This is a genomic window from Kitasatospora sp. RG8 (genome assembly GCF_017813315.1).
Classification (GTDB): domain Bacteria; phylum Actinomycetota; class Actinomycetes; order Streptomycetales; family Streptomycetaceae; genus Kitasatospora.
The window spans coordinates 45,585-67,874 of record NZ_JAGIYX010000039.1; the positions used below are offsets into that span (position 1 = coordinate 45,585).

General features: G+C 73.9%; 17 protein-coding genes. 5 read left to right on the top strand and 12 right to left on the bottom strand.

Translation table 11 applies throughout. From position 1 onward, the window contains the following. Nucleotides 1–18: 18 nt before the first annotated feature. The 4 genes from J5Y04_RS36465 to dxr form a co-directional block, all read right to left on the bottom strand. On the bottom strand, nt 19–894 hold the full coding sequence (locus J5Y04_RS36465; protein WP_209416848.1) for a GNAT family N-acetyltransferase: 876 nt from the start codon (nt 892–894) through the stop codon (nt 19–21). A 137-nt stretch (nt 895–1,031) separates the two neighbouring features. Continuing rightward, nucleotides 1,032–2,192, bottom strand: coding sequence for a flavodoxin-dependent (E)-4-hydroxy-3-methylbut-2-enyl-diphosphate synthase (ispG, locus tag J5Y04_RS36470; protein WP_209416828.1), 1,161 nt, complete (start codon nt 2,190–2,192; stop codon nt 1,032–1,034). A gap of 142 nt (nt 2,193–2,334) precedes the next feature. After that, entirely contained in the window at nt 2,335–3,639 is a 1,305-nt protein-coding gene (locus tag J5Y04_RS36475) for an RIP metalloprotease (protein ID WP_209416829.1), read from the bottom strand. An 87-nt stretch (nt 3,640–3,726) separates the two neighbouring features. Next, entirely contained in the window at nt 3,727–4,956 is a 1,230-nt protein-coding gene (gene dxr, locus J5Y04_RS36480; RefSeq protein ID WP_209416830.1) for a 1-deoxy-D-xylulose-5-phosphate reductoisomerase, read from the bottom strand. A 68-nt stretch (nt 4,957–5,024) separates the two neighbouring features. Here dxr and J5Y04_RS36485 point away from each other — a divergent pair, with 68 nt between their 5' ends. Next, nucleotides 5,025–5,690: an NAD(P)-binding oxidoreductase gene (locus tag J5Y04_RS36485; RefSeq protein ID WP_209416831.1), complete on the top strand. Its 666-nt coding sequence runs from the start codon at nt 5,025–5,027 to the stop codon at nt 5,688–5,690. Nucleotides 5,691–5,772: 82 nt separating this feature from the next. Here J5Y04_RS36485 and J5Y04_RS36490 read toward each other — a convergent pair whose 3' ends face one another. The 3 genes from J5Y04_RS36490 to J5Y04_RS36500 all read right to left on the bottom strand — a co-directional run bounded on the left by J5Y04_RS36490 (nt 5,773) and on the right by J5Y04_RS36500 (nt 11,115). Beyond that, the gene (locus J5Y04_RS36490; RefSeq protein ID WP_209416832.1) at nt 5,773–7,215 is read right to left on the bottom strand and encodes an aldehyde dehydrogenase family protein; all 1,443 of its coding nucleotides are present in this window, start codon (nt 7,213–7,215) and stop codon (nt 5,773–5,775) included. Nucleotides 7,216–7,412: 197 nt separating this feature from the next. Next, nucleotides 7,413–8,978 carry a PucR family transcriptional regulator gene (locus tag J5Y04_RS36495; protein WP_209416833.1) on the bottom strand — a complete coding sequence of 522 codons (1,566 nt, stop codon included), beginning with the start codon at nt 8,976–8,978 and terminating at the stop codon, nt 7,413–7,415. Between the two features lie 235 nt (nt 8,979–9,213). After that, a complete protein-coding gene (locus J5Y04_RS36500) occupies nt 9,214–11,115 on the bottom strand; it encodes an ATP-binding protein (RefSeq protein WP_307853483.1) in 1,902 nt (633 codons plus the stop codon). Nucleotides 11,116–11,550: 435 nt separating this feature from the next. Between J5Y04_RS36500 and gabT the strand changes: the two genes are divergently transcribed. Together gabT and J5Y04_RS36510 are read left to right on the top strand one after the other, a co-directional pair. Next, complete coding sequence (gabT, locus tag J5Y04_RS36505) at nt 11,551–12,906, top strand: 4-aminobutyrate--2-oxoglutarate transaminase (protein WP_209416835.1); 1,356 nt, start codon at nt 11,551–11,553, stop codon at nt 12,904–12,906. Nucleotides 12,907–13,399: 493 nt separating this feature from the next. Beyond that, the gene (locus J5Y04_RS36510) at nt 13,400–14,029 is read left to right on the top strand and encodes a phosphatase PAP2 family protein (RefSeq protein WP_209416836.1); all 630 of its coding nucleotides are present in this window, start codon (nt 13,400–13,402) and stop codon (nt 14,027–14,029) included. On the opposite strand, the gene J5Y04_RS36515 is transcribed toward J5Y04_RS36510, so the two are convergent. Further along, the gene (locus J5Y04_RS36515) at nt 14,026–14,361 is read right to left on the bottom strand and encodes a DUF2218 domain-containing protein (protein ID WP_209416837.1); all 336 of its coding nucleotides are present in this window, start codon (nt 14,359–14,361) and stop codon (nt 14,026–14,028) included. The two genes, J5Y04_RS36510 and J5Y04_RS36515, sit on opposite strands and share 4 nt — an antisense overlap. A gap of 295 nt (nt 14,362–14,656) precedes the next feature. Here J5Y04_RS36515 and J5Y04_RS36520 point away from each other — a divergent pair, with 295 nt between their 5' ends. Continuing rightward, on the top strand, nt 14,657–15,274 hold the full coding sequence (locus J5Y04_RS36520) for a MarR family winged helix-turn-helix transcriptional regulator (RefSeq protein ID WP_209416838.1): 618 nt from the start codon (nt 14,657–14,659) through the stop codon (nt 15,272–15,274). Here the strand turns inward: J5Y04_RS36520 and J5Y04_RS36525 are convergent. Further along, nucleotides 15,165–16,106 (bottom strand): EamA family transporter, encoded by a 942-nt coding sequence (locus tag J5Y04_RS36525; RefSeq protein ID WP_209416849.1) that lies wholly within the window; start codon nt 16,104–16,106, stop codon nt 15,165–15,167. The two genes, J5Y04_RS36520 and J5Y04_RS36525, sit on opposite strands and share 110 nt — an antisense overlap. Nucleotides 16,107–16,212: 106 nt before the next feature. On the opposite strand from J5Y04_RS36525, the gene J5Y04_RS36530 reads away from it, so the two are divergent. After that, the gene (locus tag J5Y04_RS36530; RefSeq protein WP_209416839.1) at nt 16,213–17,118 is read left to right on the top strand and encodes a LysR family transcriptional regulator; all 906 of its coding nucleotides are present in this window, start codon (nt 16,213–16,215) and stop codon (nt 17,116–17,118) included. Nucleotides 17,119–17,243: 125 nt separating this feature from the next. Here the strand turns inward: J5Y04_RS36530 and J5Y04_RS36535 are convergent, their stop codons facing one another. From J5Y04_RS36535 to J5Y04_RS36545, 3 genes are all read right to left on the bottom strand, one after another. Next, nucleotides 17,244–18,032, bottom strand: coding sequence for a ZIP family metal transporter (locus J5Y04_RS36535; RefSeq protein WP_374106190.1), 789 nt, complete (start codon nt 18,030–18,032; stop codon nt 17,244–17,246). A 454-nt stretch (nt 18,033–18,486) separates the two neighbouring features. Then, on the bottom strand, nt 18,487–20,154 hold the full coding sequence (locus J5Y04_RS36540; RefSeq protein WP_209416840.1) for a restriction endonuclease: 1,668 nt from the start codon (nt 20,152–20,154) through the stop codon (nt 18,487–18,489). A gap of 152 nt (nt 20,155–20,306) precedes the next feature. Then, on the bottom strand, nt 20,307–21,995 hold the full coding sequence (locus tag J5Y04_RS36545) for a hypothetical protein (RefSeq protein WP_209416841.1): 1,689 nt from the start codon (nt 21,993–21,995) through the stop codon (nt 20,307–20,309). Nucleotides 21,996–22,290: the final 295 nt, after the last annotated feature.

A 22,290-nucleotide genomic window follows, 5' to 3' on the forward strand; every position in this document is an offset into this window, starting at 1 on the left:
GCCCGTAGGGCACCGGCCTCAGAAGAGGACGCTCATGAACGCGCCGACCTCACGGAAACCGACCCGGCGGTAGGCCGCGCGGGCGCGCAGGTTGTAGTCGTTGACGTAGAGCGAGACCACCGGGGCGACCTCGCGCAGGGCGATGTCGAGGACGGCGGCCATGCCGGTCTCGGAGAGCCCCCGGCCGCGGTGGGCGGGGTCGACCCAGACGCCCTGGATCTGGCAGGCCCCCTCGGTGACGGCACCGATCTCGGCCTTGAAGAGCACCTCGCCGTCCTCGGTGAACCGGGCGAACGAGCGCCCGGCGGCGACCAGTTCGGCGACCCGGGCCTGGTAGAGCAGGCCACCGTCACCGGCCAGCGGGGAGACCCCGACCTCCTCGGTGAACATCGCCACGCAGGCCGGCATCAGCGTCTCGACCTCGCCCCGCCGCACCCGCCGCACCAGCGGGTCGGGGGCGATCTCGGCGGACGGCACGGTGGCGGCCATCAGCGGCTGGTGGCCGCGGACCTCGCGGGCCGGGCCCCAACTGCGCTCCAGCAGCGCCCAGAGGGCCGCGGTGGACTCGGCGGGGCCGACGATCGAGGAGCAGCGCCGGCCCTGGCGGCGGGCCCGTTCGGCGAAGGCCTGGACGGCCTGCGGTCCGGCGTTGACCAGGACGAGGTTGGCGCCGGCGTAGCAGAGCGCGTCCAGTTCGCCGTGCTCGTCGTACCAGCCCCACATCTCGCCGCCGAGGCGCCACGGGTCCAGGCCGACGGCCTCCACCCGGGTGGCGACGAAGGCGTTGGCCACCGGGTCGCGGTGCAGCACCTCAAGGGTGTCCGCGAGGTCGGGGGCCTCCAGGACGCGCGTGGTCACCAGGGCGCGGGCGGCCTGGAACGAGCTGGGGAGCATCACACCTCGATCGAGCATCGAGACAGCACCTCACTGAGACGACTCTGGCCGCACCCTACTCCGTGGCCCCACCCGGCTACGGCCGCGGGGCCGTCCGCGCACGGACGGCCCCGCCTCCGGAAACTACTGTCCGCCGGTCACTCCGCGGCGGTCACGGTCGGGGCGCCGGACTCGACGCCCTCGGCCTGCATCTGCTCGGCGAGCTTGAGGGCCTCCTCGATCAGGGTCTCGACGATCTTCGACTCGGGAACGGTCTTGATCACCTCGCCCTTGACGAAGATCTGGCCCTTGCCGTTGCCGGAGGCGACGCCGAGGTCGGCCTCGCGGGCCTCGCCCGGACCGTTGACGACGCAGCCCATGACGGCGACGCGCAGCGGCACCTCCATGCCCTCCAGCCCGGCGGTGACCTCCTCCGCGAGCTTGTAGACGTCGACCTGGGCGCGGCCGCAGGACGGGCAGGAGACGATCTCCAGGCCGCGCTCGCGCAGGCCGAGCGACTCCAGGATCTGGTTGCCGACCTTGATCTCCTCGGCCGGCGGGGCGGAGAGCGAGACCCGGATGGTGTCGCCGATGCCCTCGGCGAGCAGCGCGCCGAAGGCGACCGCGGACTTGATGGTGCCCTGGAACGCCGGGCCGGCCTCGGTGACGCCGAGGTGCAGCGGGTAGTCGCATGCGGCGGCGAGCTGGCGGTAGGCGTTGATCATCACGACCGGGTCGTTGTGCTTGACCGAGATCTTGATGTCGCGGAAGTCGTGCTCCTCGAACAGCGAGCATTCCCAGAGCGCGGACTCGACCAGCGCCTCGGGGGTGGCCCGGCCGTACTTCTCCAGCAGACGCTTGTCGAGCGAGCCGGCGTTGACGCCGATCCGGATCGGGACGCCGGCGTCCTTGGCCGCCTTGGCGATCTCGCCGACCTTGTCGTCGAAGGCCTTGATGTTGCCCGGGTTGACGCGGACCGCGGCGCAGCCGGCGTCGATCGCGGCGAAGACGTACTTCGGCTGGAAGTGGATGTCCGCGATGACCGGGATCTTCGACTTCTTGGCGATGATCGGCAGCGCGTCGGCGTCGTCCTGCGACGGGCAGGCCACCCGGACGATCTGGCAGCCGGACGCGGTCAGCTCCGCGATCTGCTGCAGCGTGGCGTTGATGTCCGCGGTCACCGTGGTGGTCATCGACTGCACGGAGACGGGCGCGTCACCGCCGACCGGAACGTTGCCGACCATGATCTGCCGGGAGTAACGGCGCTTGGCGAGCGGCTTGAGCGGCAGGGACGGAATACCGAGCGAGATCGCGGTCATGTGCGCAGGGTTCCCCGGGGTTGAGGTGAGATCGGTCCGGCCGTTCGGGAAGGCCGGGGCCGGGCGTGCGGACGAACGCGCACCCGGCCTCCAACGGTACGGCACGGTGGTGGGCCCGGGCACACCAGCCGTACCCGCACCGTCAGCTGATCTTGACGGGGTTCACCAGGTCGGCGACCAGGACGAGCAGGGTGAAGCCGATGAAGATGCTGGCCACCACGTAGGCGAGCGGCATCAGCTTGGCCACGTCGAAGGGCCCCGGGTCGGGCCGCTTGAACAGCTGCGCGAAACGCCGGCGGACCGACTCCCAGAGCGCGCCCGCGATGTGGCCGCCGTCCAGCGGCAGCAGCGGCAGCATGTTGAACAGGAAGAGCGACAGGTTGATGCCGGCCAGCAGGTTCACGAAGAACGCGATCCGCTGGCTGCCGGGGATGTCGAGGGAGAACACCTCGCCGCTCACCCGGGCGGCGCCGACCATGCCGATCGGCGAGTCCGGGTCGCGCGGCGCGTCGTCCACGACGGCGTTCCACAGCCCCGGGATCTTGCCGGGCAGCGCGACCAGCGACTTCACCCCGTTCTCGGCCATGTCGTACATCCGGTCGACGGACTGGCCGAAGCCCAGCTGGACGACCCCGCTCGTGGGGGTGAACCCGAGGAAGCCGGCCTGCACGGTCTGGCCCTTCACCGGGAGGTTGTTGCCGTCGTACTTCTGCACGTCGTTGACGGCGATGGTGGGGGTGAGCGTCAGCCGCGTGCCGTCGCGGTCGACCACGACCGGCACCGTCCGCCCGGCCGACCTGCGGATGTCCGCCTGGAGCTGCTCGTAGTCGCGGATCCGGTCGCCGTCGAAGGAGACGACCTTGTCACCGGGCTTCAGCCCGGCCTGGGCGGCCGGCGTGAGCGGGGCGCCCGCCGGGCAGGTGTCCGTGGGCTGGCCGGCCTTGACGACGCACTGCGCGACCGTGCCGATCGTCGGCACCGGCATGTTGACGCCGAAGCCCATCAGGTAGGTCAGGAACAGCCCGAACGCCAGGACCAGGTTCATGAACGGGCCCGCGAACATCACGATGACGCGCTTCCACGGCTTGCGCGTGTAGAACAGCCGGTGCTCGTCGCCCTCCTGGAGCTCCTCGTACGAGGCCTCCCGGGCGTCCTCGATCATCGTCCGGAACGGCGAGCTGCTGCGCTTGGTGATCCGCCCGTCCTCGCCGGGCGGGAACATCCCGATCATGCGGATGTACCCGCCCAGCGGGATCGCCTTGAAGCCGTACTCCGTCTCGCCCTTCTTCCGGGACCAGACGGTCGGGCCGAAGCCGACCATGTACTGCGGCACCCTGATGCCGAACAGCTTGGCCGTGGAGAGGTGGCCCAGCTCGTGCCAGGCGATCGAGATCAGCAACCCGACCGCGAAGACCAGGATGCCGACCACCGTCATCACCGTTGCCACCGATGCTCCTCCGTCATGCCGCTCCGCCGTCGTCCTGTCCTACCGGATACCACCGCGGTCTGTCACCGGCCGCGGCGGCCGGGTCCGTCAGCCCGCCGCCAGCTCGCGGGCCCGGGCGCGGGCCCAGTCCTCCGCGTGCAGGACGTCCTCGACCGTCAGGGAAGTTCCCGCCGCGGGCGTTCCGTGCTCGGCCACGACCTTGGCAACAGTGTCCACGATCCCCGTGAAGGCGAGGCGGCCGTTCAGGAAGGCGTCCACGCACTCCTCGTTCGCCGCGTTGAAGACCGCCGGGACGGTGCCGCCCAGCGAGCCCGCCTCGCGGGCCAGCTCCACCGCCGGGAAGGCCTCGTTGTCCAGCGGGAAGAACTCCCAGGTGGCCGCCTTGGTCCAGTCGCACGCGGGCGCCGAGTCCGGGACCCGGTCCGGCCAGCCGATGCCCAGCGCGATCGGCATCCGCATGTCCGGCGGGCTGGCCTGGGCCAGCGTGGACCCGTCCGTGAACTCCACCATCGAGTGCACGACCGACTGCGGATGGACCACGACCTCGATCCGCTCGAACGGCACGTCGTACAGCAGGTGCGCCTCGATCACCTCCAGGCCCTTGTTGACCAGGGTGGCCGAGTTGATCGTCACCACCGGGCCCATCGCCCAGGTCGGGTGCGCCAGCGCGTCCTGCGGGGTCACGCCCGCCAGCTGCTCGCGGCTGCGGTTGCGGAACGGGCCGCCGCTGGCGGTGACCACCAGCTTGCGGACCTCCGCCCGGGTCCCGCCGGCCAGCGCCTGGAACAGCGCGGCGTGCTCGGAGTCCACCGGCACGATCTGCCCGGGCTTCGCGACCGCCTTCACCAGCGGGCCGCCGACGATCAGCGACTCCTTGTTGGCCAGCACCAGCACCCGGCCCGCCTCCAGCGCGGCCAGCGTCGGGCGCAGGCCGATCGAGCCGGTGATGCCGTTCAGCACCGAGTGGCACTGCGTCGCGGCCAGTTCGGTGGCCGCGTCCGGGCCCGCCAGCACGGCGGGCAGCGGCCGGCCCGCGGCCTTCGCCGCCAGCGCCTCGCGCAGCGCCGGCTCGGCCGCCGGGTCGGCGACCGCCACGGTGTGCACGCCCAGCTCGAGCGCCTGCTCGGCCAGCAGCTCCACCCGGCCGCCCGCCGCCGACAGGGCGACCACGCGGAACCGGTCCGGGTTGCGGCGCACCACGTCGATGGCCTGGGTGCCGATCGAACCGGTGGAACCGAGGATCACCAGCTCCCGGGGGGCGGAGGGGTCCTTCACCACGGGGGTGAAGCGCAACTGCGGGTGCGCGAGCGAAGTCATGCGCCCATTGTGTCCTGCCCGCGGGCCTCCCCAGGACGCCGGTCCGTGCTCCCGCTACCGTCGGAGCCATGCGTACCGTCATCGCCGGGGGCCACGGACAGATCGCGCTCAAGCTGGAACGGCTGCTCGCCGAGCGCGGCGACCGGCCCGCCGGGATCATCCGCCGCCCCGAACAGGCCCCGGACCTGGTGGCCGCCGGCGCCGAGCCGCTGCTGCTCGACCTGGAGGCCACCACCGCCCCCGAACTCGCCCAGGTGCTGGCCGGCGCCGACGCCGTGGTCTTCGCCGCGGGCGCCGGGCCGGGCAGCGGCGCCGACCGCAAGAACACCGTCGACCGCGACGCGGCCGTCCTGCTCGCCGACGCCGCCCGGCTGGTCGGCGTCCGGCGCTACCTGATGATCTCCTCGATGGGCGCCGACGCCGGCGCGACGTACCCCGCCGACCCGGTCTTCGAGACCTACCTGCGGGCCAAGGGCGCCGCCGACGACGCCGTCCGGGCGAGCACCGCGCTGGAGTGGACGGTGCTGCGCCCCGGCAGGCTCACCGACGGCCCCGGCACCGGCCTGGTCCGGCTCGCCCCGTCCGTCGGGCGCGGAGCGGTGGACCGGGCCGACGTGGCCGCCGTGCTGGCCGCGCTGCTGCACGAGCCGGGCACCACCGGGCAGACCCTGGAACTGGTCTCCGGCAACGCCACCGTGGCCGAGGCCGTCGCGGCGGCCGCCGGGCACGGCTGAGCCGCTCCCCCGTCCCGTCCGTCCCGGACACGTCGAGGGGCCCGGACACCGCTCCGCGGTGCCGGGCCCCTCGACGCTCGTCCTAGAGGTCCAGGCCGGTGAGGACCAGGACCTTCTCGACGGTGTAGTCGTCCATCGCGTACTTGACGCCCTCGCGGCCGACGCCGGAGTCCTTGACGCCGCCGTACGGCATCTGGTCGGCGCGGTAGGACGGGGCGTCACCGATGATCACGCCGCCGACCTCCAGCTCCCGCTGGGCGCGGAAGGCGGTCTGCAGGTCACGGGTGAAGACACCCGCCTGCAGGCCGAAGTCGGAGTCGTTGACGGCGGCGAAGGCCTCGTCGGTGCCGTCCACCTTGTGCAGCGACAGGACCGGGCCGAACACCTCGGCCTTGGCCAGGATCGCGTCGGCCGGCAGGTCGGCCAGCACGGTCGGGGCGTAGGTCGCACCCTCGCGGGTACCGCCGGTCAGCACCTTGGCGCCCTTGGCGACCGCGTCGTCCACCCAGGACTCCACCCGCTTGGCGGCGTTCTCGTCGACCAGCGGGCCGACGTCGGTGGCGTCCTCGTTCGGGTCACCGGTGACCTGGGCCCGGACCTTGGCGACGACCTTCTCCACCAGCGCGTCGTAGACGGACGCGTCGGCGATCACGCGCTGCACCGAGATGCAGGACTGGCCGCCCTGGTAGTTGGCGAACATCGCGATCCGGGTGGCGGCCCAGTCCAGGTCGGCCTCGGAGGACCAATCGGCGAGCACCACGGCCGCGGCGTTGCCGCCCAGCTCAAGGGTGGTGTGCTTGCGCGGCACCGAGTCCATGATCTGGTAGCCGACCTTGTCCGAACCGGTGAAGGAGATCACCGGCAGACGCGGGTCCTGCACCAGGGCGGGCATCCGGTCGTTCGGCACCGGCAGGACGCTCCAGGAACCGGCCGGCAGGTCCGTCTCGGCCAGGATCTCGCCCAGCACCATCGCCGAGAGCGGGGTCGCCGGAGCCGGCTTGAGGATGATCGGGGCGCCGACCGCGATCGCCGGGGCGACCTTGTGGGCGACCAGGTTCAGCGGGAAGTTGAACGGGGCGATGCCCAGCACCACGCCGCGCGGGAACCGGCGCACCACCGCGAAACGGCCGACGCCGCCCGGGTCGGTGTCCAGCCGCATGGTCTCGCCGTTGGTCCGGCGGGCCTCCTCGGCCGCCCAGCGGAAGACGGAGACGGCACGGCCGACCTCACCGCGGGCCCACTTGATCGGCTTGCCGTTCTCGGCGGTGATCAGCCGGGCGATCTCCTCGGTGCGCTCGGCCAGGCGCTTGGCCACGTGGTCCAGCGCGGCGGCGCGCACGTGCGCGGGGGTCGCGGCGAACACCGGAAGCGCGGCCACGGCGGCGTCCAGCGCCTCCTCGACCTGGGCCTCGGTCGGCACGCTGACCCTGCCGACCAGACGGCCGTCCCAGCTGTTGTGCACCTCGAAGTCGGCGTCGCCGCTAGCCCGGCGGCCGGCCAGCCAGAATTCGTACGTGGTGGTCACCGTGGTACCGGCCCTCTCCTCGTCGTCCTCACGGCCCCACGGACGTGGAACCTGGAACCGAGGGTAGGGCGGCGGCGCACCGACCCGGATTGGCCACGAAGTAGCGTTCGACCGGGCAGGCACTCCACAGCGTCCAGCCCAGGGATTTATTCCTCGCCGGAGCGCCGTGATCCGTTCCCCGCGGGAGCGCCGAGGATCTACTCCTCGCCGGAGCGCAGCGCCAGCCAGAGCTCCATCCGCACGTCGGTGTCGTCCAGCGAACGCCCGAGCAGCTCCTCGACCCGCCGCATCCGGTACCGCAGGGTGTGCCGGTGCACGCCCAGGTCGGCGGCGGCCGCGTCCCACTGACCGTGTCTGGACAGCCAGGCCCGCAGCGAGGCCACCAGGTCACCGCGCGCCGTACGGTCGTGCTCCCGCAACGGGCGCAGCAGCCCCTCCGCGAACGCCGTCACCGCGTCCTCCCCGAGCAGCGGCAGCAGCGAACCCGCCCCCACCTCCTCGTGGTCCACCGACCGGCGGCCGCCGCGCAGCGCCACCGCCAGGGCCCGCTCGGCCTGCGCGTGCGCCGTCCCCGCCTCCTCCAGCGCCGTCGGCGCCGAGACGCCCAGCGACAGCCCCTCGTGCTCCTCCACCACCCCGAGACAGGCCCGGTGCACCGCGCCGTTGTCCAGCGCCAGCACCATCAGCCGCTCCCCGTGCGCACCGTCCTCCCGCGCCACCAGCAGCTTCTCGCCCACCCGGGCACCGGCCTGCTCGGCCCGGTCACCCAGCTCGCCCAGCGCCTCCGCGGCGTCCACGCCCTGCCCGGCGCCCGCCACCATGACCCGGACCGTCCCCTCCGGCAGCCCGCCGAACAGCCCCGCAGCCACCTGCCGGGCCGTCCCCACCTCACCCGCCAGCACCATCCGCAGCAGCGCCGCGCCCATCCGCTCCTCCGCCTGCCGCAGCTCGCGCGAGCGCTCCAGGGTGAGGGTCAGCAGCGCCACCGCCGCGTTCAGCACGTACCGCTCGGTCGGCGTGATCCGGTCCTCGGTCCCCACCGCCAGGAAGCCCCGGGCCCGCCGGTCCGCCCCCAGCGACTGGACCACCACGTAGTCCTCGTCCGCCGTGTCTATCCCCGGCGCCCGTCCCTGCAGCGCGGCACTCGACGGCGCCGGCCGGCGACGCAGCCGGTCCACCTCGGCCGCCAGCCGCCCCGCCCGGCGCGCCGCCCAGTCGGGCGCCACCACCGACAGCGCACCCGACCCGTCGTACAACGCCGCCCAGCCACCGAGCCGCGCCGCCAGCCGGCGCACCACCGCGGTGGTGCCGTCCTTGCCCAGCGCCGCCCGGGTCAGCTCCTCCTGCGCCTCGAAACTGGTCGTCACCGCCTCGTACTGCTCGGCCGCCAGCGCCGCCGACACCACCTTGCTGATCGCGATGAACGGCGTCGGCTCGGGCACCCGCAGCAGCGGCAGCCCCCGCTGCGCCGCCGCGTCCACCAGCGGCTGCGGCACCTCCGTGTGCGACAGCCCGACGCCCAGCCCCAGCCCCACCACGCCCGCGTCGGCCAGCCGGTGCACGTACGCCTGCAGCTGGGCGGCGGTACGGCCCAGCTTGATGCCGGTGGTGAGCAGCAGCTCGCCGCCCTCGAGGAACGGCGTCGGGTCGTCCAGCTCGCTGGTGTGCACCCAGCGGACCTGCCGCTCCAGGTGGTCCGCACCGGCGAGAACCGTCAGATGGAGCGAGGTGTTGCGGACGACGGAGGCGAGTGTGGGAGGCATGGCACCTTCGAGGGAACGACCTGACCGCGCCGTTGCGGCCGGGCGAGGAGAGGGCAGCGGGAGCTGGGGACTACGTGGGCTACGAGGACGTCGGGGCTTCGGGGCCCTGTCGGCTTCGGGGCCTCTGTGGTTCGGGGCCTCTGTTTCGGGGCGTCGGGGCTGAGGGAGGGGTCTCTCCTCTCATTATGGACGCCCCGGACAACCGGCACTGCCGAATCCACCTCGAAGGCGAGCTTCAGCCCCGCAGATCCACCAGCAACGGCGGTACCTGCTCCCCCGACACCGCCGTCAACGACACCACCGCGTGCCCCGCCGGCAACGCGTGCGCCAGGTCCGACGGCGACCAGCGCAACCGCTCCACGTCCCGGGTCGTCACCGACTCGGTCTGCGCGGTCGTCCCCGACAACGCCTTCCGGCCCAGCCGCCCGGCCCGCCGGAGGGCACCGCCCTCCGTCAGTGGGGCATGGGTGACGACCTTCTCGTGGATCACGTGAGTGCCCCAGGCTTCCGAGAAGAACTTTCCGTCCCAAGGCGCGATACCGGGGAAGACCATTCGGCATCCGACGGCACCGAACAATGGCGTCCGTAGCACCTCGGGCAGGTCCATGAGCGTGCGCAGCAACAGAACCGCTCCGGCGTTGGCTCCGCGCATCCGCTGCAGCCCTCGCACCGTGCTCGCATCGAGTGCCGCCGACGCGTCGTCCACCACCAGGCCGGCGAAGAGCGAGCGATCCTCACGGGCAGCCGCCGCCAGCACGAACTGACCGACCACCAGCCGCGACAGGATGCGCGCCGCCTCCGGGTGGCTGCGCTCCGGCAGCTTCACCCTGACCCGGAGCGGGTGGTCGAGGGCACGCATCGCGAACGGCGGCCGACCGGTGCCGTCAGTCATGAACGCCCCTTCGAACGCCGGGCGGTCCAGCAACGCGAGCCGGTCCGCCAGCAGCGCCCCCGGGTCGTCCGCCCGTCCGCGTTGCAGGTCGCGATGTTCCAGGTCCCGCTCATAGGTTGCCAGTCGGCCTGCCGCGCGCAAGGCCTTCACCAGCGTCTCCTTGACGTCCGCCTCACCCGAGAGCAGCCCTCGCAGCTCTCGCACGCCGGGATAGCGGCCATAGGCGGCGTGGAACGGGCCGACCACCTGCTGGAGAGCCATCCGGGCACTCTCCGCGCGTGCAGTCAGCTCGTCCGGCAACAGTGCGTCCGCCAGCCGGGCGGCCGCCTCGTCCGGGTCCTGCGTGGCACCGTAGAGGTCCAGTCCGTAGACCGAACCAGGCTCCCCCGGCACGATCACCACGTCGTACCAGGAGTCCGGGCCGAGATCGGCGTCCGCGGCCCCGATCGCCACCACGCACGCCGTCCCCGCCAGCGCTTGGAGGCAGAGCGCCTCGACGGCGGGCCGGGCCAGCCGCGCTGTCTTCCCGGTCCCCGCCGGGCCGACCGCAAGGAGCGAAGTGCCCAGCAGCGTCGGATCAAGCGCGAATCCAGTCGTCCGGTAGGCCTGAGGGTTCTTCGGAACATCCTGAGTCGTCCCGAGCCGCACCTGCTGCACCAGCAGGTCGTGATGCGCAACCCGCCCGGTCAGTTCCCGGCTACCGGACGGGTGACTGAACGCCGCCGCGCCACGAGCCATCACCTGTTCCACAAAGGCCGGTACGAACACGTGGTCGGCCTGGGCCGACTCCCACGCCCGCTGGATTCGCACGTAGTCGACATCCCCGACCGGTTCCCCGTCGAGCCTCCCCGCTGCAGCGCCAGCACCGCCAACACGTTGGGCGAACCACGGGTCCGCGACCGGTGGCGCCTCCGGCGATGCCGTCGGCTTGGCGGGGCCCGACCCCTCATGGGTGATCGCCCGTGCGAGCACAGGAGCGATGTTCTGCTGCCAGCCGGCTCGGGTCAGGAATCGACGGGCCACCTCCCGCCAGCGGCCCGTCCGCCAGAAGACCGCCGCCGCACAGCTGATGGTGACCAGATTGATCAGGATCTGCACCGCGTTGAACTGGTCGGGCGAGGTCCCGTCGAACCAGCGGAAGAGGAATCCCGCCGCGTACATCAGCACCACAGTGCCGACGTAGTACGTGGCGACGGTTGCGACCACGTTCAGCGCAGCCCGGAGCAGCAGCGGCCCGGTTGGCACCTTCGCCTCCTCCGCCCGGTCCGGGTCGACCTGTTGGTAGCCCTGGCGGTAGATGCCCGGGGGGGCTTCGGGGCGGGGGGCGGCGACCCAGGCGGGGAGGTCGAAGGGGGGGTGGTGGGGCCGGGGGTGGGGCAGGGGTGTGGGGGGTCTGGTGGTGGTCCGCTCGCCGTGGCCCCGTGCCCCGTCCAGTTCCATGTACGGCCCCGCTCCCTCGCCCGCCCGGCCCGACCGTCGTCGGTGCCGCCATACCCATGCCGCCGTACCGGCGACACGCCCGCGCTCAATGTAGTGGAGCGGAGCCTCCGGGTAGTCGCACCACCCGCGCTGGCCGCCTAGGACAAGTCGGACGGCCCAGTGCTACCGAGTGGCGCATGCCTGGCCGGGGAACGCGGCCGTAGCCTGCGAAGCACCGAGCCGAGAAGTCTGGAGAAACCCATGAGCGCCGCAACGCCGCTCCCGCAGGAGCGCCGCCTGGTCACCGCGATCCCCGGTCCGAAGTCGCAGGAGCTGCAGGCCCGCAAGCTGGGTGCGGTGGCGGCCGGCGTCGGCACCACGCTGCCGGTGTACGTGTCCCGCGCCAACGGTGGCGTGCTGGAGGACGTGGACGGCAACTCGCTGATCGACTTCGGCTCCGGCATCGCCGTGACCAACGTCGGCAACAGCGCCGAGGCCGTGGTGGCCAAGGCGACCGAGCAGCTGGCCGCCTTCACGCACACCTGTTTCATGGTGACCCCGTACGAGGGTTACGTGGCCGTGGCCGAGCAGCTCAACGAGCTGACCCCGGGTGACCACGAGAAGCGCACCGCGCTGTTCAACTCGGGCGCCGAGGCGGTCGAGAACGCGGTGAAGATCGCCCGCGCCTACACCAAGCGCACCGCCGTCGTGGTGTTCGACCACGGTTACCACGGCCGCACCAACCTCACCATGGGCCTGACGGCGAAGAACATGCCGTACAAGCAGGGCTTCGGTCCGTTCGCCCCGGAGATCCACCGGGTGCCGGTGGCCTACCCGTACCGCTGGCTGACCGGTGCGGAGAACTGCGCCGCCGAGGCCGCCGCCCAGGCGATCGACATCATCAACAAGCAGATCGGCGCCGAGAACGTCGCCGCGATCATCATCGAGCCGATCCAGGGCGAGGGCGGCTTCATCGAGCCGGCCAAGGGCTTCCTGCCGGCGATCGTGGAGTTCGCGAAGGCCAACGGCATCGTGTTCGTCGCGGACGAGATCCAGACCGGCTTCTGCCGGACCGGCCAGTGGTTCGCCTGTGACGACGAGGGCATCGTCCCGGACCTGATCACGACCGCCAAGGGCATCGCCGGCGGTCTGCCGCTGGCCGCGGTGACCGGTCGCGCCGAGATCATGGACGCCGCGCACGCGGGTGGCCTGGGCGGCACCTACGGCGGCAACCCGGTGGCGTGTGCCGCCGCGCTGGGCTCCATCGAGACCATGAAGGAGCTGGACCTCAACGCCAAGGCGCAGCGGATCGGCGAGATCATGCTGAACCGCCTGCGGGCGATGCAGGAGAAGTTCGAGATCATCGGCGAGGTCCGCGGCCGCGGCGCGATGATCGCGGTCGAGCTGGTGAAGCCGGGTGGCAAGGAGGCGAACGCGGAGGCCACCGCGGCCATCGCCAAGGCCTGCCACGCCGAGGGCCTGGTGGTCCTGACCGCCGGCACCTACGGCAACGTGCTGCGCTTCCTGCCGCCGCTGGTCATGCCGGAGCACCTGCTGAACGAGGGCCTGGACATCATCGAGGGCGCCTTCTCGCTCCAGGGCGTCACCACCGCCTGACCCTGCCGCCCGACCGGGCGCCACAGACCCGCCGGAGGGATGTCCGGACAGCGCTGAACGGCCCGTCGGGACTCTCGTCCCGGCGGGCCGTTCGGCCGCCCCGGCCCGGTTCGGCCCGGTTCGGCCGGGTGTGCGAGGCCGTCCGGACCGGGGCCCGGCCGGGGTGAAGATGCTGTGCGGAATCGCTGAAGCTCCTCGGAGCGACACGGCCGTTGACGTAGTGTCATGACAGATGGACAGCGAGCCTCAGCCATTGACGGATCCGTCCGCGGCACCGCCCCCGGTGGTGGGTCCGCGTGCCGGCCGTGATGACAACCAGACCGTCCCGCAAGGGCCGGCGCACACCGAAGGCCGATCGACCGACCGTCCGACCCACACCCCCCGGGGCGCACGGAACGGCGATCATCAGAGCCGCCCCGGAGCTCTCCCCCCTGCTCCGGGGCGGCCGCTTCGCGTTCTCGGGCGGTTCTCCGCCTCCACCGCGCTGCCGGTCGTGCTGGGCGGGGTGCTGGTACTGGTCTCCTGGCAGGTGGCCGTCGACGGGCCGCTGCTGGGCCTGGACCGGTGGGCCCGGCACACCGTCCGGGAGAGCCGGCACGAGCTGCACAGCACGCTGCTCAACCATCTCGGCAAAGCGCTCTCGGACCTCGGCAGTTCGGTCCCGGCGATCCCGGTGCTGCTGGCCGGCGGGGCGCTGGCCGGGTGGCGGTCCCACCGGGCCGGGGCGCCGCGCTGGTGGCGGCCGGTGGTGACCACGGTGCTGACGGCCGTGCTGATCCCGCTGCTGGTCGTCCCGGCGAAGGCCTGGTTCGCCCGCCCGGGCCCGTTCGGGGTGCCGCTGGCGCCGGACCAGTGGGGCTGGTACCCGTCCGGGCACACGGCGACCGCGGCCCTCTCGTACGGCGTGGCCGTGCTGCTGCTCGCCCGTACGGTGGGCGCCGCGGCGCGCCGCCGGCTGTACGCGGCGGCCGCGCTGCTGGTGGCCGGTGTCGGCCTCGGGCTGGTGTGGAGCGACTACCACTGGCTGCTGGACGTGGTGGCCAGCTGGTGCCTGGGCGGCCTGGTGCTCTGGGCGTTCGCCCGGTGGCTGCCGCCGCGCTGGCCCCGGGGGCGGAACTCCTAGCCCTCGGCGGGCTCGTCGTTGCGGTGGACGAGGCCGGCCTCGCCGTTGTCGCGGTGCCACTGGACGACCAGCTCGTCGCGGGCGCCGAAGCGGACGAGGTGACGGCCGACGACGTCCTCCAGGCCGGGCAGGTTCTCGGCCTCGCCCTCGACGGCGAGCAGCAGGGCGTCGGGCGCGGCCTCCAGGGTTGCGGTTCCGGCGCTGAAGGCGAGGGTGCCGCGGCCGGTCTCGTCGGACCAGTGGGCGTCGATCTTGCGGCCCATGTGGGCGGCGAGCTGCTTGGCGTAGCGGGCGGGGCGGTCGGTGGCGACGCGGGCTTCGGAGCGGGGCACGGGCCCTCCAAGGGTCGACGGAGGGAACTTAGGGTGCCCTCACTTGTGGCTACGCTAACTCAGATACTGAGCTTTACTCAACATATTTCCGGTGCCCGCCGGGATCCGGCTCCGCACAGGGCCCGATGCCCGGCCCCAGAGCGGCCCGAAGGCCGATCCGACGGCCGGTCCGACGGCAGTCCGACGGCCGGTCCGACGGCAGTCCGACGGCCGGTCCGACGGCCGGTCCTCGCCGCCTTCCGCCTCCCGGACCGGCCGATACCCTTGGTCGAACACCTGCCGAGGAGAGCCGCCCATGACCACGACGCCGACCGACGACGCGGCGAGCCCCTCCCCGGCCCCGGACGCGCCCGGCGGTGCTACACCTCAGGACTCCGCTCCTCCGGGCCCCGCCCCTCAGGACTCCGGCGCCCAGGACAGCACCGCCCAGGACACCGCCGCCGAGCTCGCCGACGCCATGACCCGGGCGATCAAGCGAATCCGGCGTCGCACCAGCGAGCGGCTGGAGCCCTACGGCATCACCCCCGGCCAGGGCCGCGCCCTGCGCACCCTCGCGCACGCTCCCGGCTGCGAGCTGCCGGACCGGGCCATGCGGCTGAGCGACCTCGCGGACCGGCTGCACATCGCCCCGCGCTCGGCCACCACCGTGGTCGACGCGCTGGAGGAGGCGGGCCTGGTCGAGCGCACCCCGGACCCGGCCGACCGGCGCGCGGTGCGAATCGTGCTGACCGAGGCCGGCCGTTCGGCGGTGGAGCGGATCGGGCTGGTCCGGCACGAGGTGGCGCAGGAGTACTTCGGTCCGGTCAGCCCCGCCGAGCAGGAGGTGCTGCTGCGGGTGCTGCGCTCCGCAGAAGCCGCGTACGCGGCCGCCACGCCGCCGCGCCGGACAGCGCCCCCGGGCGCAGCGCAGTGATCCCGATCCCGGCGATCACCAGCAGTGCGGCGCAGCCTGCCAGCGGGCTGATCCTCTCGCCGAGCAGCAGCCAGGCCGAGGACATCCCGAACACCGGTACCAGCAGGGAGTAGGGCGCCACGGCGCCGGCGTCGTAGTCGCGCAGCAGGAAGCTCCAGGCGACGAAGCCGAACAGGGTGGAGACCAGCCCGACGTACCCGATCGCGCCGAGGCCGGCCGGGGTGATCTCGCGCAGCGCCTTCAGGTCGGCGGCCGGCCCCTCGACCAGCAGGGAGAGCCCGAGCAGCGGCAGCGGCGGGACGGCGCTGACCCAGACCATCCAGCGCAGCGCGTCCGGCGGGGCGGCCTTGCGGGTCAGCACGTTCGACAGCCCCCAGGCCACGGCGGCCAGGACGACCAGGGCGAACGCGCCGACCGGGCCGCCGAGGCCGTGGTCGAGGGCGGTCAGCCCGATGCCGGCGAAGGCCACGGCCAGCCCGGCCAGCCGCTGCCCGCCGGGCCGCTCGCCCAGCAGCACGGCGGCGAACAGTGCGGTGAAGACCGCCTGGCCCTGGAGGACCAGCGAGGAGAGCCCCGCGGGCATCCCGGCGTGCATGCCGAGGAAGAGCAGCCCGAACTTGACCACCCCGAGCACGAATCCGACCGCGAGCACCCATCGCCAGGCCACCCGGGGCGGCCCGACGAAGAAGACCGCCGGGACGGCGACCACCGCGAAGCGCAGCGCGCAGAAGAGCAGCGGCGGGAAGTTCTGCAGGCCGATGTGGATGAGCACGAAGTTGAGGCCCCACACGGCGGCCACCAGGACGGCCAGGGCGATGTGACGCGGTCTCATGCTGCCGCCGGTGGCGGCCTGTGCTGCGGTCATGGATCGAGGATGGCCGCCACCGACCGTGTAGCACCAGCGATGAATACTGAAGACCACGCTTTAGCATTGCTGCATGATGGATCTGGGACGCCTGCGGGCGCTGCACGCGGTCGCCGTGCACGGTTCGGTGGGCGGGGCCGCCGCCTCGCTCGGGTTCACCCCGTCGGCGGTGTCGCAGCAGATCGCCAAGCTGGAGCGCGAGACCCGGACGGTGCTGCTGGAACGGCAGGGCCGGGGCGTGGTGCTGACGGACGCCGCGCGCGAACTGGCCTCGACCGCACAGGCGGTGCTGGGCCTGGTGGAACAGGCCGAGGTCCGGCTGGAGGAGCAGCGCGGCCGGGCGGTCGGGCGGCTCCTGGTGGCGGCCTTCGCCACCGGCGCCCGGGGGCTGATGCCGGGCACGCTCGCCGACCTGCGCGAACGCTGCCCCGAGCTGGACGTCCGGCTGCTGGAGAGCGACCCGTATCCGGCCGCCGAACTGGTGGCCCGGGGCGAGGTGGACCTGGCGCTCGTCCAGGACTGGCCGACCGTACCGCTTCCGGTGCAGGAGGGCCTCTCCCGGCTGGAGCTCGGCACGGACCCGGTGGACCTGCTGTTGCCGGCCGCCCACCCGCTGGCCGCGCTGGCCGTGGTGCCGGTGGGACGGCTGTGCGGGCTGCGGTGGATCAGCGTGCCGCCGGGCAACATCTGCCACGACTGGCTGGTGCGGACGCTGCGGGAGGCCGGCGAGGAGCCCGAGGTGCGCTACCAGGTCGGCGAGTTCGAGACGCAGATCGCGCTGATCGCGGCCGGGCTCGGCGTCGGCCTGGTGCCGCGGTTGGGACGGGGCGCGCTGCCACCGGAGGTGGTCGCCCGGCCGGTCGTGCCGGAGCCCTCCCGCCGGGTGTTCGCGCTCTGGCGCACCCAGGCCTCCCGGCGCCCGGCGATCACCGCCGCGCTGGCCGCGATGCGCACCCGGTGGGCCGCGCTCGGCGGGTGAACGGCCGGGCCCGCGGGCTGACGGGCACCCGGGCGGTCGGCTCCCGGTCGGTCGGCTCCCGGGCCGGTGAACGGTCGCCCGCACGACGACGCCGCGGCCCGTCAGCCCGTCAGCCCGTCAGCCCGTCAGCCCGCGAAGCCGATCACCAGCCACATGAAGGCCACCCCCACCAGGGTGCAGAGCAGTGTGGTGCGCGAGGGGTGCGGGCTGTGTGCCTCGGGGAGGATGTCGGAGGTGGCCAGGTAGAGCAGGAACCCGGCGAAGAAGCCGAGGTAGAGGCCGAGCAGATGCTCCGGGATGGTGAACAGCAGGGTGATCGCGGCGCCGGTCACCGGCGCGAGCGCGTCCGCCGCCAGCAGGGTCAGCGCCCGACGCCGGTCGTTTCCGTACAGCCGGGTGATCGTGTACGTGTTGAAGCCGTCGGCGAAGTCGTGCGCGACCACGGCGATGGCGACGACCGTCCCCACGGTGGTGCCGGCCTGGAAGGCGGCGCCGATCGCGAAGCCGTCCATCACGCTGTGGCCGACCAGGGCCAGCGCCGCGGTCAGCCCGATGCCCGGCGCCCCGCTGTCGGCGCCGGACGCCCGGCCGTGTCCGTGCCCGTGGACGTGCTGGTGGCCGTGGGTGTGCTCGGCGTACTCGCCCTCGTGGCCCCGGTGGATGGCCACCGCCCGCTCGACGATGTGGATGGCCAGGAACCCGGCCGCGAACATCAGCAGTGCCTGCGGCACGCCGTGGAGCTCCTCGGGCGCTTGGCGCACCGCCTCCGGCAGCAGGTCGAAGGCGACCACGCCGAGCATCAGCCCGGCCGCGAAACCCAGCACCAGATGGCGGCGGTCACCGGTGCGCTGGGCGACGTAGCCGCCGATCAGGGTCATCAGGAACGCCCCGGCGGCGACCAGGATCGCGGTCACCGCGCCTCCCCCGTACCGGGCACCGTGCCCACGCTGCCAACCCCGTCCCGCCCTCGCCCGGGCCGATCACCGGCCGCTGCCGGAGGGCTGGCCGGGCGGACGCCGTGAAGCGCCGCCGCCCGCCGGGCCCGGTCGCCTGGCGCCCGCGCCCACCAGCTTCACGCGCCGTCCGGACGGACGCCCGCCGGGCGGGCCGTCGGGGTGAGCGGCACTCGCCCCCGGGCGGCTCCTCCGGGCGGCTCCTCGGGCCCCGGCTACGGCACGGCGGCCGACAGAGTCGACGCCCCAGGACGGACGACCGACGCCGTGGTGGCCCCGGCACACTGGCCGACCGGCCATCGGCCCGGCGGGTCAGGGCCGGCGGGTCAGGGCCGACACGTCAACGCCCGGCGCGTCACCGCCCAGCGGGTCAGCGCCCAGTGGGTCAGCGCCCAGTGGGTCAGAAGCCGGCGCGTCAGAGCCCGGCGGCGAGCGGAAGGCCGAGGTGGGTGCGGGCAAGTTCGCGGACGCCGTCGCCGTCGACCAGGTGGATGTGCTGGTGACCGTCCTCGCCGGTGAGGTCGAGCGCCTCGTCGGCGAACCGGCCGGTGGTCAGTCTCAGGCCGCGCTCGGCGGACTCCTCGCGGACCGCCTCCGCCAGTGTGCGGATCTCCTCCTCCCCCACCGGCTGGGCGCCGCGGGAGGCCCAGACCACCCAGCGCCCGGGCAGCGCACTGCCGACCGGCCCCTCACCCGTGGCGACCAGTCCGGCCGGGCCGCGCAGCCGTACGCTCCACTGCGCCAGCCCGCCCCGGGTGAGCAGTTCCCGCACCAGCTGGGCGAACTCGTTCGCCGAGAGGTCCGGCGCGGACGGCACGGCGGGCCCCGCCACCGCGGCCGGTTCGACGCCCGCCCGGGCGTACGGGTCGGGGGTGACGGCGGCGCCGAGCTGGCGCAGTCGGACCAGCGCCTCGTCCTGCTCGGCATCGGCGTAGACGCCCTCGCCGTCGTGCTCCTCGTAGGGGGCGGCGGGCGGCAGCAGCCTGGTGCGGGCCAGGGCGTCGCGGTCGGCGTCCACGCTCACCAGGCAGAGCGGCTCCGCCCCGGGCTCGCGCAGCCAGCCGTTGAGCACCACGCCGGCCAGTATCTCGTCGGTGTCGACGGCGTCGGCGGCCTGCAGGGCGCGCAGCGCCAGCCGTGCGACCAGCCGGAGGTAGTCGGTGGCCCTGTCGGCGGGCGGGCGCGGCACCGGGAGGATCTCGCCGTCCGTGCCGAGCCGGTAGCCGGTCAGCGAGGGCACCAGGTCGAGCGCGGGAAGGTCGAGGTCGAGGACGGCGGTGCGGGTGAGCGGGCGGAACACCGCCCGGCACGGGGCGGGGAGGTCCTGGGTCGCCGTCTCGGCGGCGGCCAGGGCCCGCTCCAGCAGTGACTCCACCGCCGCCGGTTCGGCCAACCGGTAGGCCCGGCGGCACTCCTCCAGGCTGTCGTTGTACTCCCGCACCGCGCGCGCCCGGGCCTGCTCGGCCTGCTCGTGGACGCGCCGGGACTCGTCGGCGGCCGGGCTGCCGGCCTCGGCCTGCCGGGTGCGCCACTCCCGCAGCGCACGCTGGTGGGTGAGCCGGGCCTGGGCCAGCTCGCGCTGGTAGCCGGAGTCCAGCAGGCGCCGGGCCGGGCTCACTTCGGGGTCGGCCGCGGGCGGCTCGGCGGGCGCGTAGTCCTCCCAGCGGGGCTCGGCCTCACCGGCCGCCGGTGACGGGCCGTCGGCCGGGTAGGGCCTCGGCTCGTACCGGCGCAGCTGGCTCTCGAAGTCCATGGCCGAGACGGGCAGCGCGGCCCGCCGCAGCAGGTCGGCCAGCCGTTTCTGCTCGGCCTGGACGGTGAGCGTGCGGTGATGGGTCAGCGCGGCGGCCCGGGCGTGCGCGGCGACGGCCTCGTCCCCGTCGGTGTCGGTGTCGGGCGGCCCGGCCCGGCCCGGGGACCGGAGCGGGTCCGGCGGGCCGGCCGCTCCGCCGGACCCGCCCCGGTCCCCGGGCGCGAAGGGCGCGTCGGGCGCGAAGGGCGCGGAGGCCGCGTCAGGGTCCTCGGGCACGTCCACGCCGAGGTCGCGGAAGACCGAGGCCAGAAAGCCGGGTTGGGGGGCCATGACCGTACCGTCGGAGTGTCCGTCTGCTGAGTACTGCATCGGTGGTCGTTCCCCCATGCTCGTCCGGCACCTGCCCGGGCCGGCCCGCGACCCCGCGGCCCACCCCTGCCGGCCATTGTCCACCGAACGGGCGCACCGGTCAGCCAAGCCTCTCAGTTGGTCCTGGTGTTGGTCAGGTGTAGGCCGATGTAGCCGACATAGATCCGGCCACTGCCGGAGCAGTCGTCGAGGTAGTGCAGCCGAGGTGCCGTCCGGCCGCCACCGATCCGCAGGTGCGCGCCCATGAACGCACGCCGGGAGGCGTCGACACACTCGGGCACCGGCAGCATCCGCTCGCGCTTCCACTTGGTGTGACTGAAGACCGTCCGGGACTCCCCGCGTACCGCCTTGCGGGGCGGGAAGCGGTGGCAGCCGGCCGGCGTCCGCTCGCACCACTGCTTGAAGTCGCCGCCGGCCTCGCCGCGGACGGCGGCCTCGGCGTACTCCTGGAGGGCGGTCAGGCCGTCCCAGGTGAGCCTGGCCCAGCCGGCTCCGGAGCACTGCAGCTCGTCCAGGGCGAGCGCCGCCTTCTGGTCCCCCGTGAAGGTGAGCAGCGGGAACTCCCCCAGCCTGGCCATCAGTTCGGTGAAGCTGCCCGGGGTGCCCGGTGCCGCAGCGGCGCCGGGGGCGCCAGGGGTAGCGGCGCGGCGGCCGGTCCGGCCGGGTGCGGCCGCGCTGCCGGGGCCGGGGCAGAGGCGGCCGGCCAGGGCGCGTACCTGGGCGGTGCCGCGGCGGCGCTCCAGGCGCAGGCTGCGCCGGGCCCGCTCCAACTCGTCGGCCCTGGCCTGCTGTTCGGCCCGGTCCTGCTGCTCCTCGTGGGCGAGGGCCGCGAGCTCGGCCCGGGCCGCGGCGTCGTCCGGTCCGGTGCCGGCCCGGGGTGCGGGCGGGGGCACCCGCAGCACCGGTACGGCGGCCAGCGGCGGCGGCAGCGGCTGTTCGGCGGCGAGCCGGCGCGGCTCGCGGGCCAGCAGGCCGGCCGCCCGCCGGACGTCCTCCTCGATCCGGCGACGGGCCAGCACCGGGTGCCGGGCGCCGTCGTGCCGGGAGGCCGGGTCGACCTCGGGCAGATAGGTGCGCACCGCCCCGCCGTACACGGCGTGGTACTCCAGCGCGACGTTGAACTCCGTCCGGGCGGACGGGTCCAGCACGTAGGCGGTGGCGAGGCCGGGCAGCTGCCCGCAGAGCGGGCGGACGACTTCGGCGACCCATGCGTCGAGCCCGCGGTCGAGCGGGACGCTGGCCACCACGGTGGGCAGTCGGCGCGCCGGGTCGCAGAGCTCGTCGATCAGCCCGTCGACGTCGGCGGCGCTCAGCACCCGCGGCGCGAGCTGGACGGCGGCCGGACCGTCGGCGGCGTCGAGCAGCGGCAGCAGGGTGCGGGCCAGCTCGGGCACCGGAACCCGGCAGGGTGTCCGCACGCCGTTGCCGGTGGTGTGCGTCTCGGCTTCCAGCCGGACCCAGGTGGGGCCCTCGGCCCCGGTCGCTATGGTGAGGGTGAGCTGGTGCGTCCCGTGCGGGGCGGGGGTGCGCAGTCGGCGACGGTCGTAGCGGCCGGTGCCGCGGCTGCCGCGGAGCAGGCCGCCGTCGCGGTCGAGCAGGATGCGGCCGCCCAGCCGCAGGCGCTCGCCGGGGGCGGCGGGACCGGGCTCGGGGGCGGGTGCGGAAGGATCCGGATCGTGGACGACGGGCTCGCGGAGCACCGGCGGTGGCTCCTCGCAGCCTTCCTGTTTCAGCCAGGCGCCGAGGCGCTGGTCGGCCAGGGCGAGGGCGTAGGCGTGCGGGAGCGCGGTGGTGACGGTCATCCGGTAGGGCGTCGCGGGGCCTCTCGGGCCTGGCAGATCGGCACGGGCGGACGACGGGGAGCGGTCTGAGGTCATGCGCATACCTCCGTGGTGCGGTGGTGGGGTCTCTCGTCCTCCATCGATGGGGTGGTTCGTCCGGTTCGGCCGGATCCTTGCCCAGGAAACGCCACAACCCGGAGCGGAAGTTCCAACTCCGGGTCACGTCAATACGTTCGAGTGAATCTGCTCAAGCCTCCCGCCGCCGCGGGCCGTCATCTGCTGGGGCCGCGCCCGGCCGTCGTCGCGCTCAGTGGCC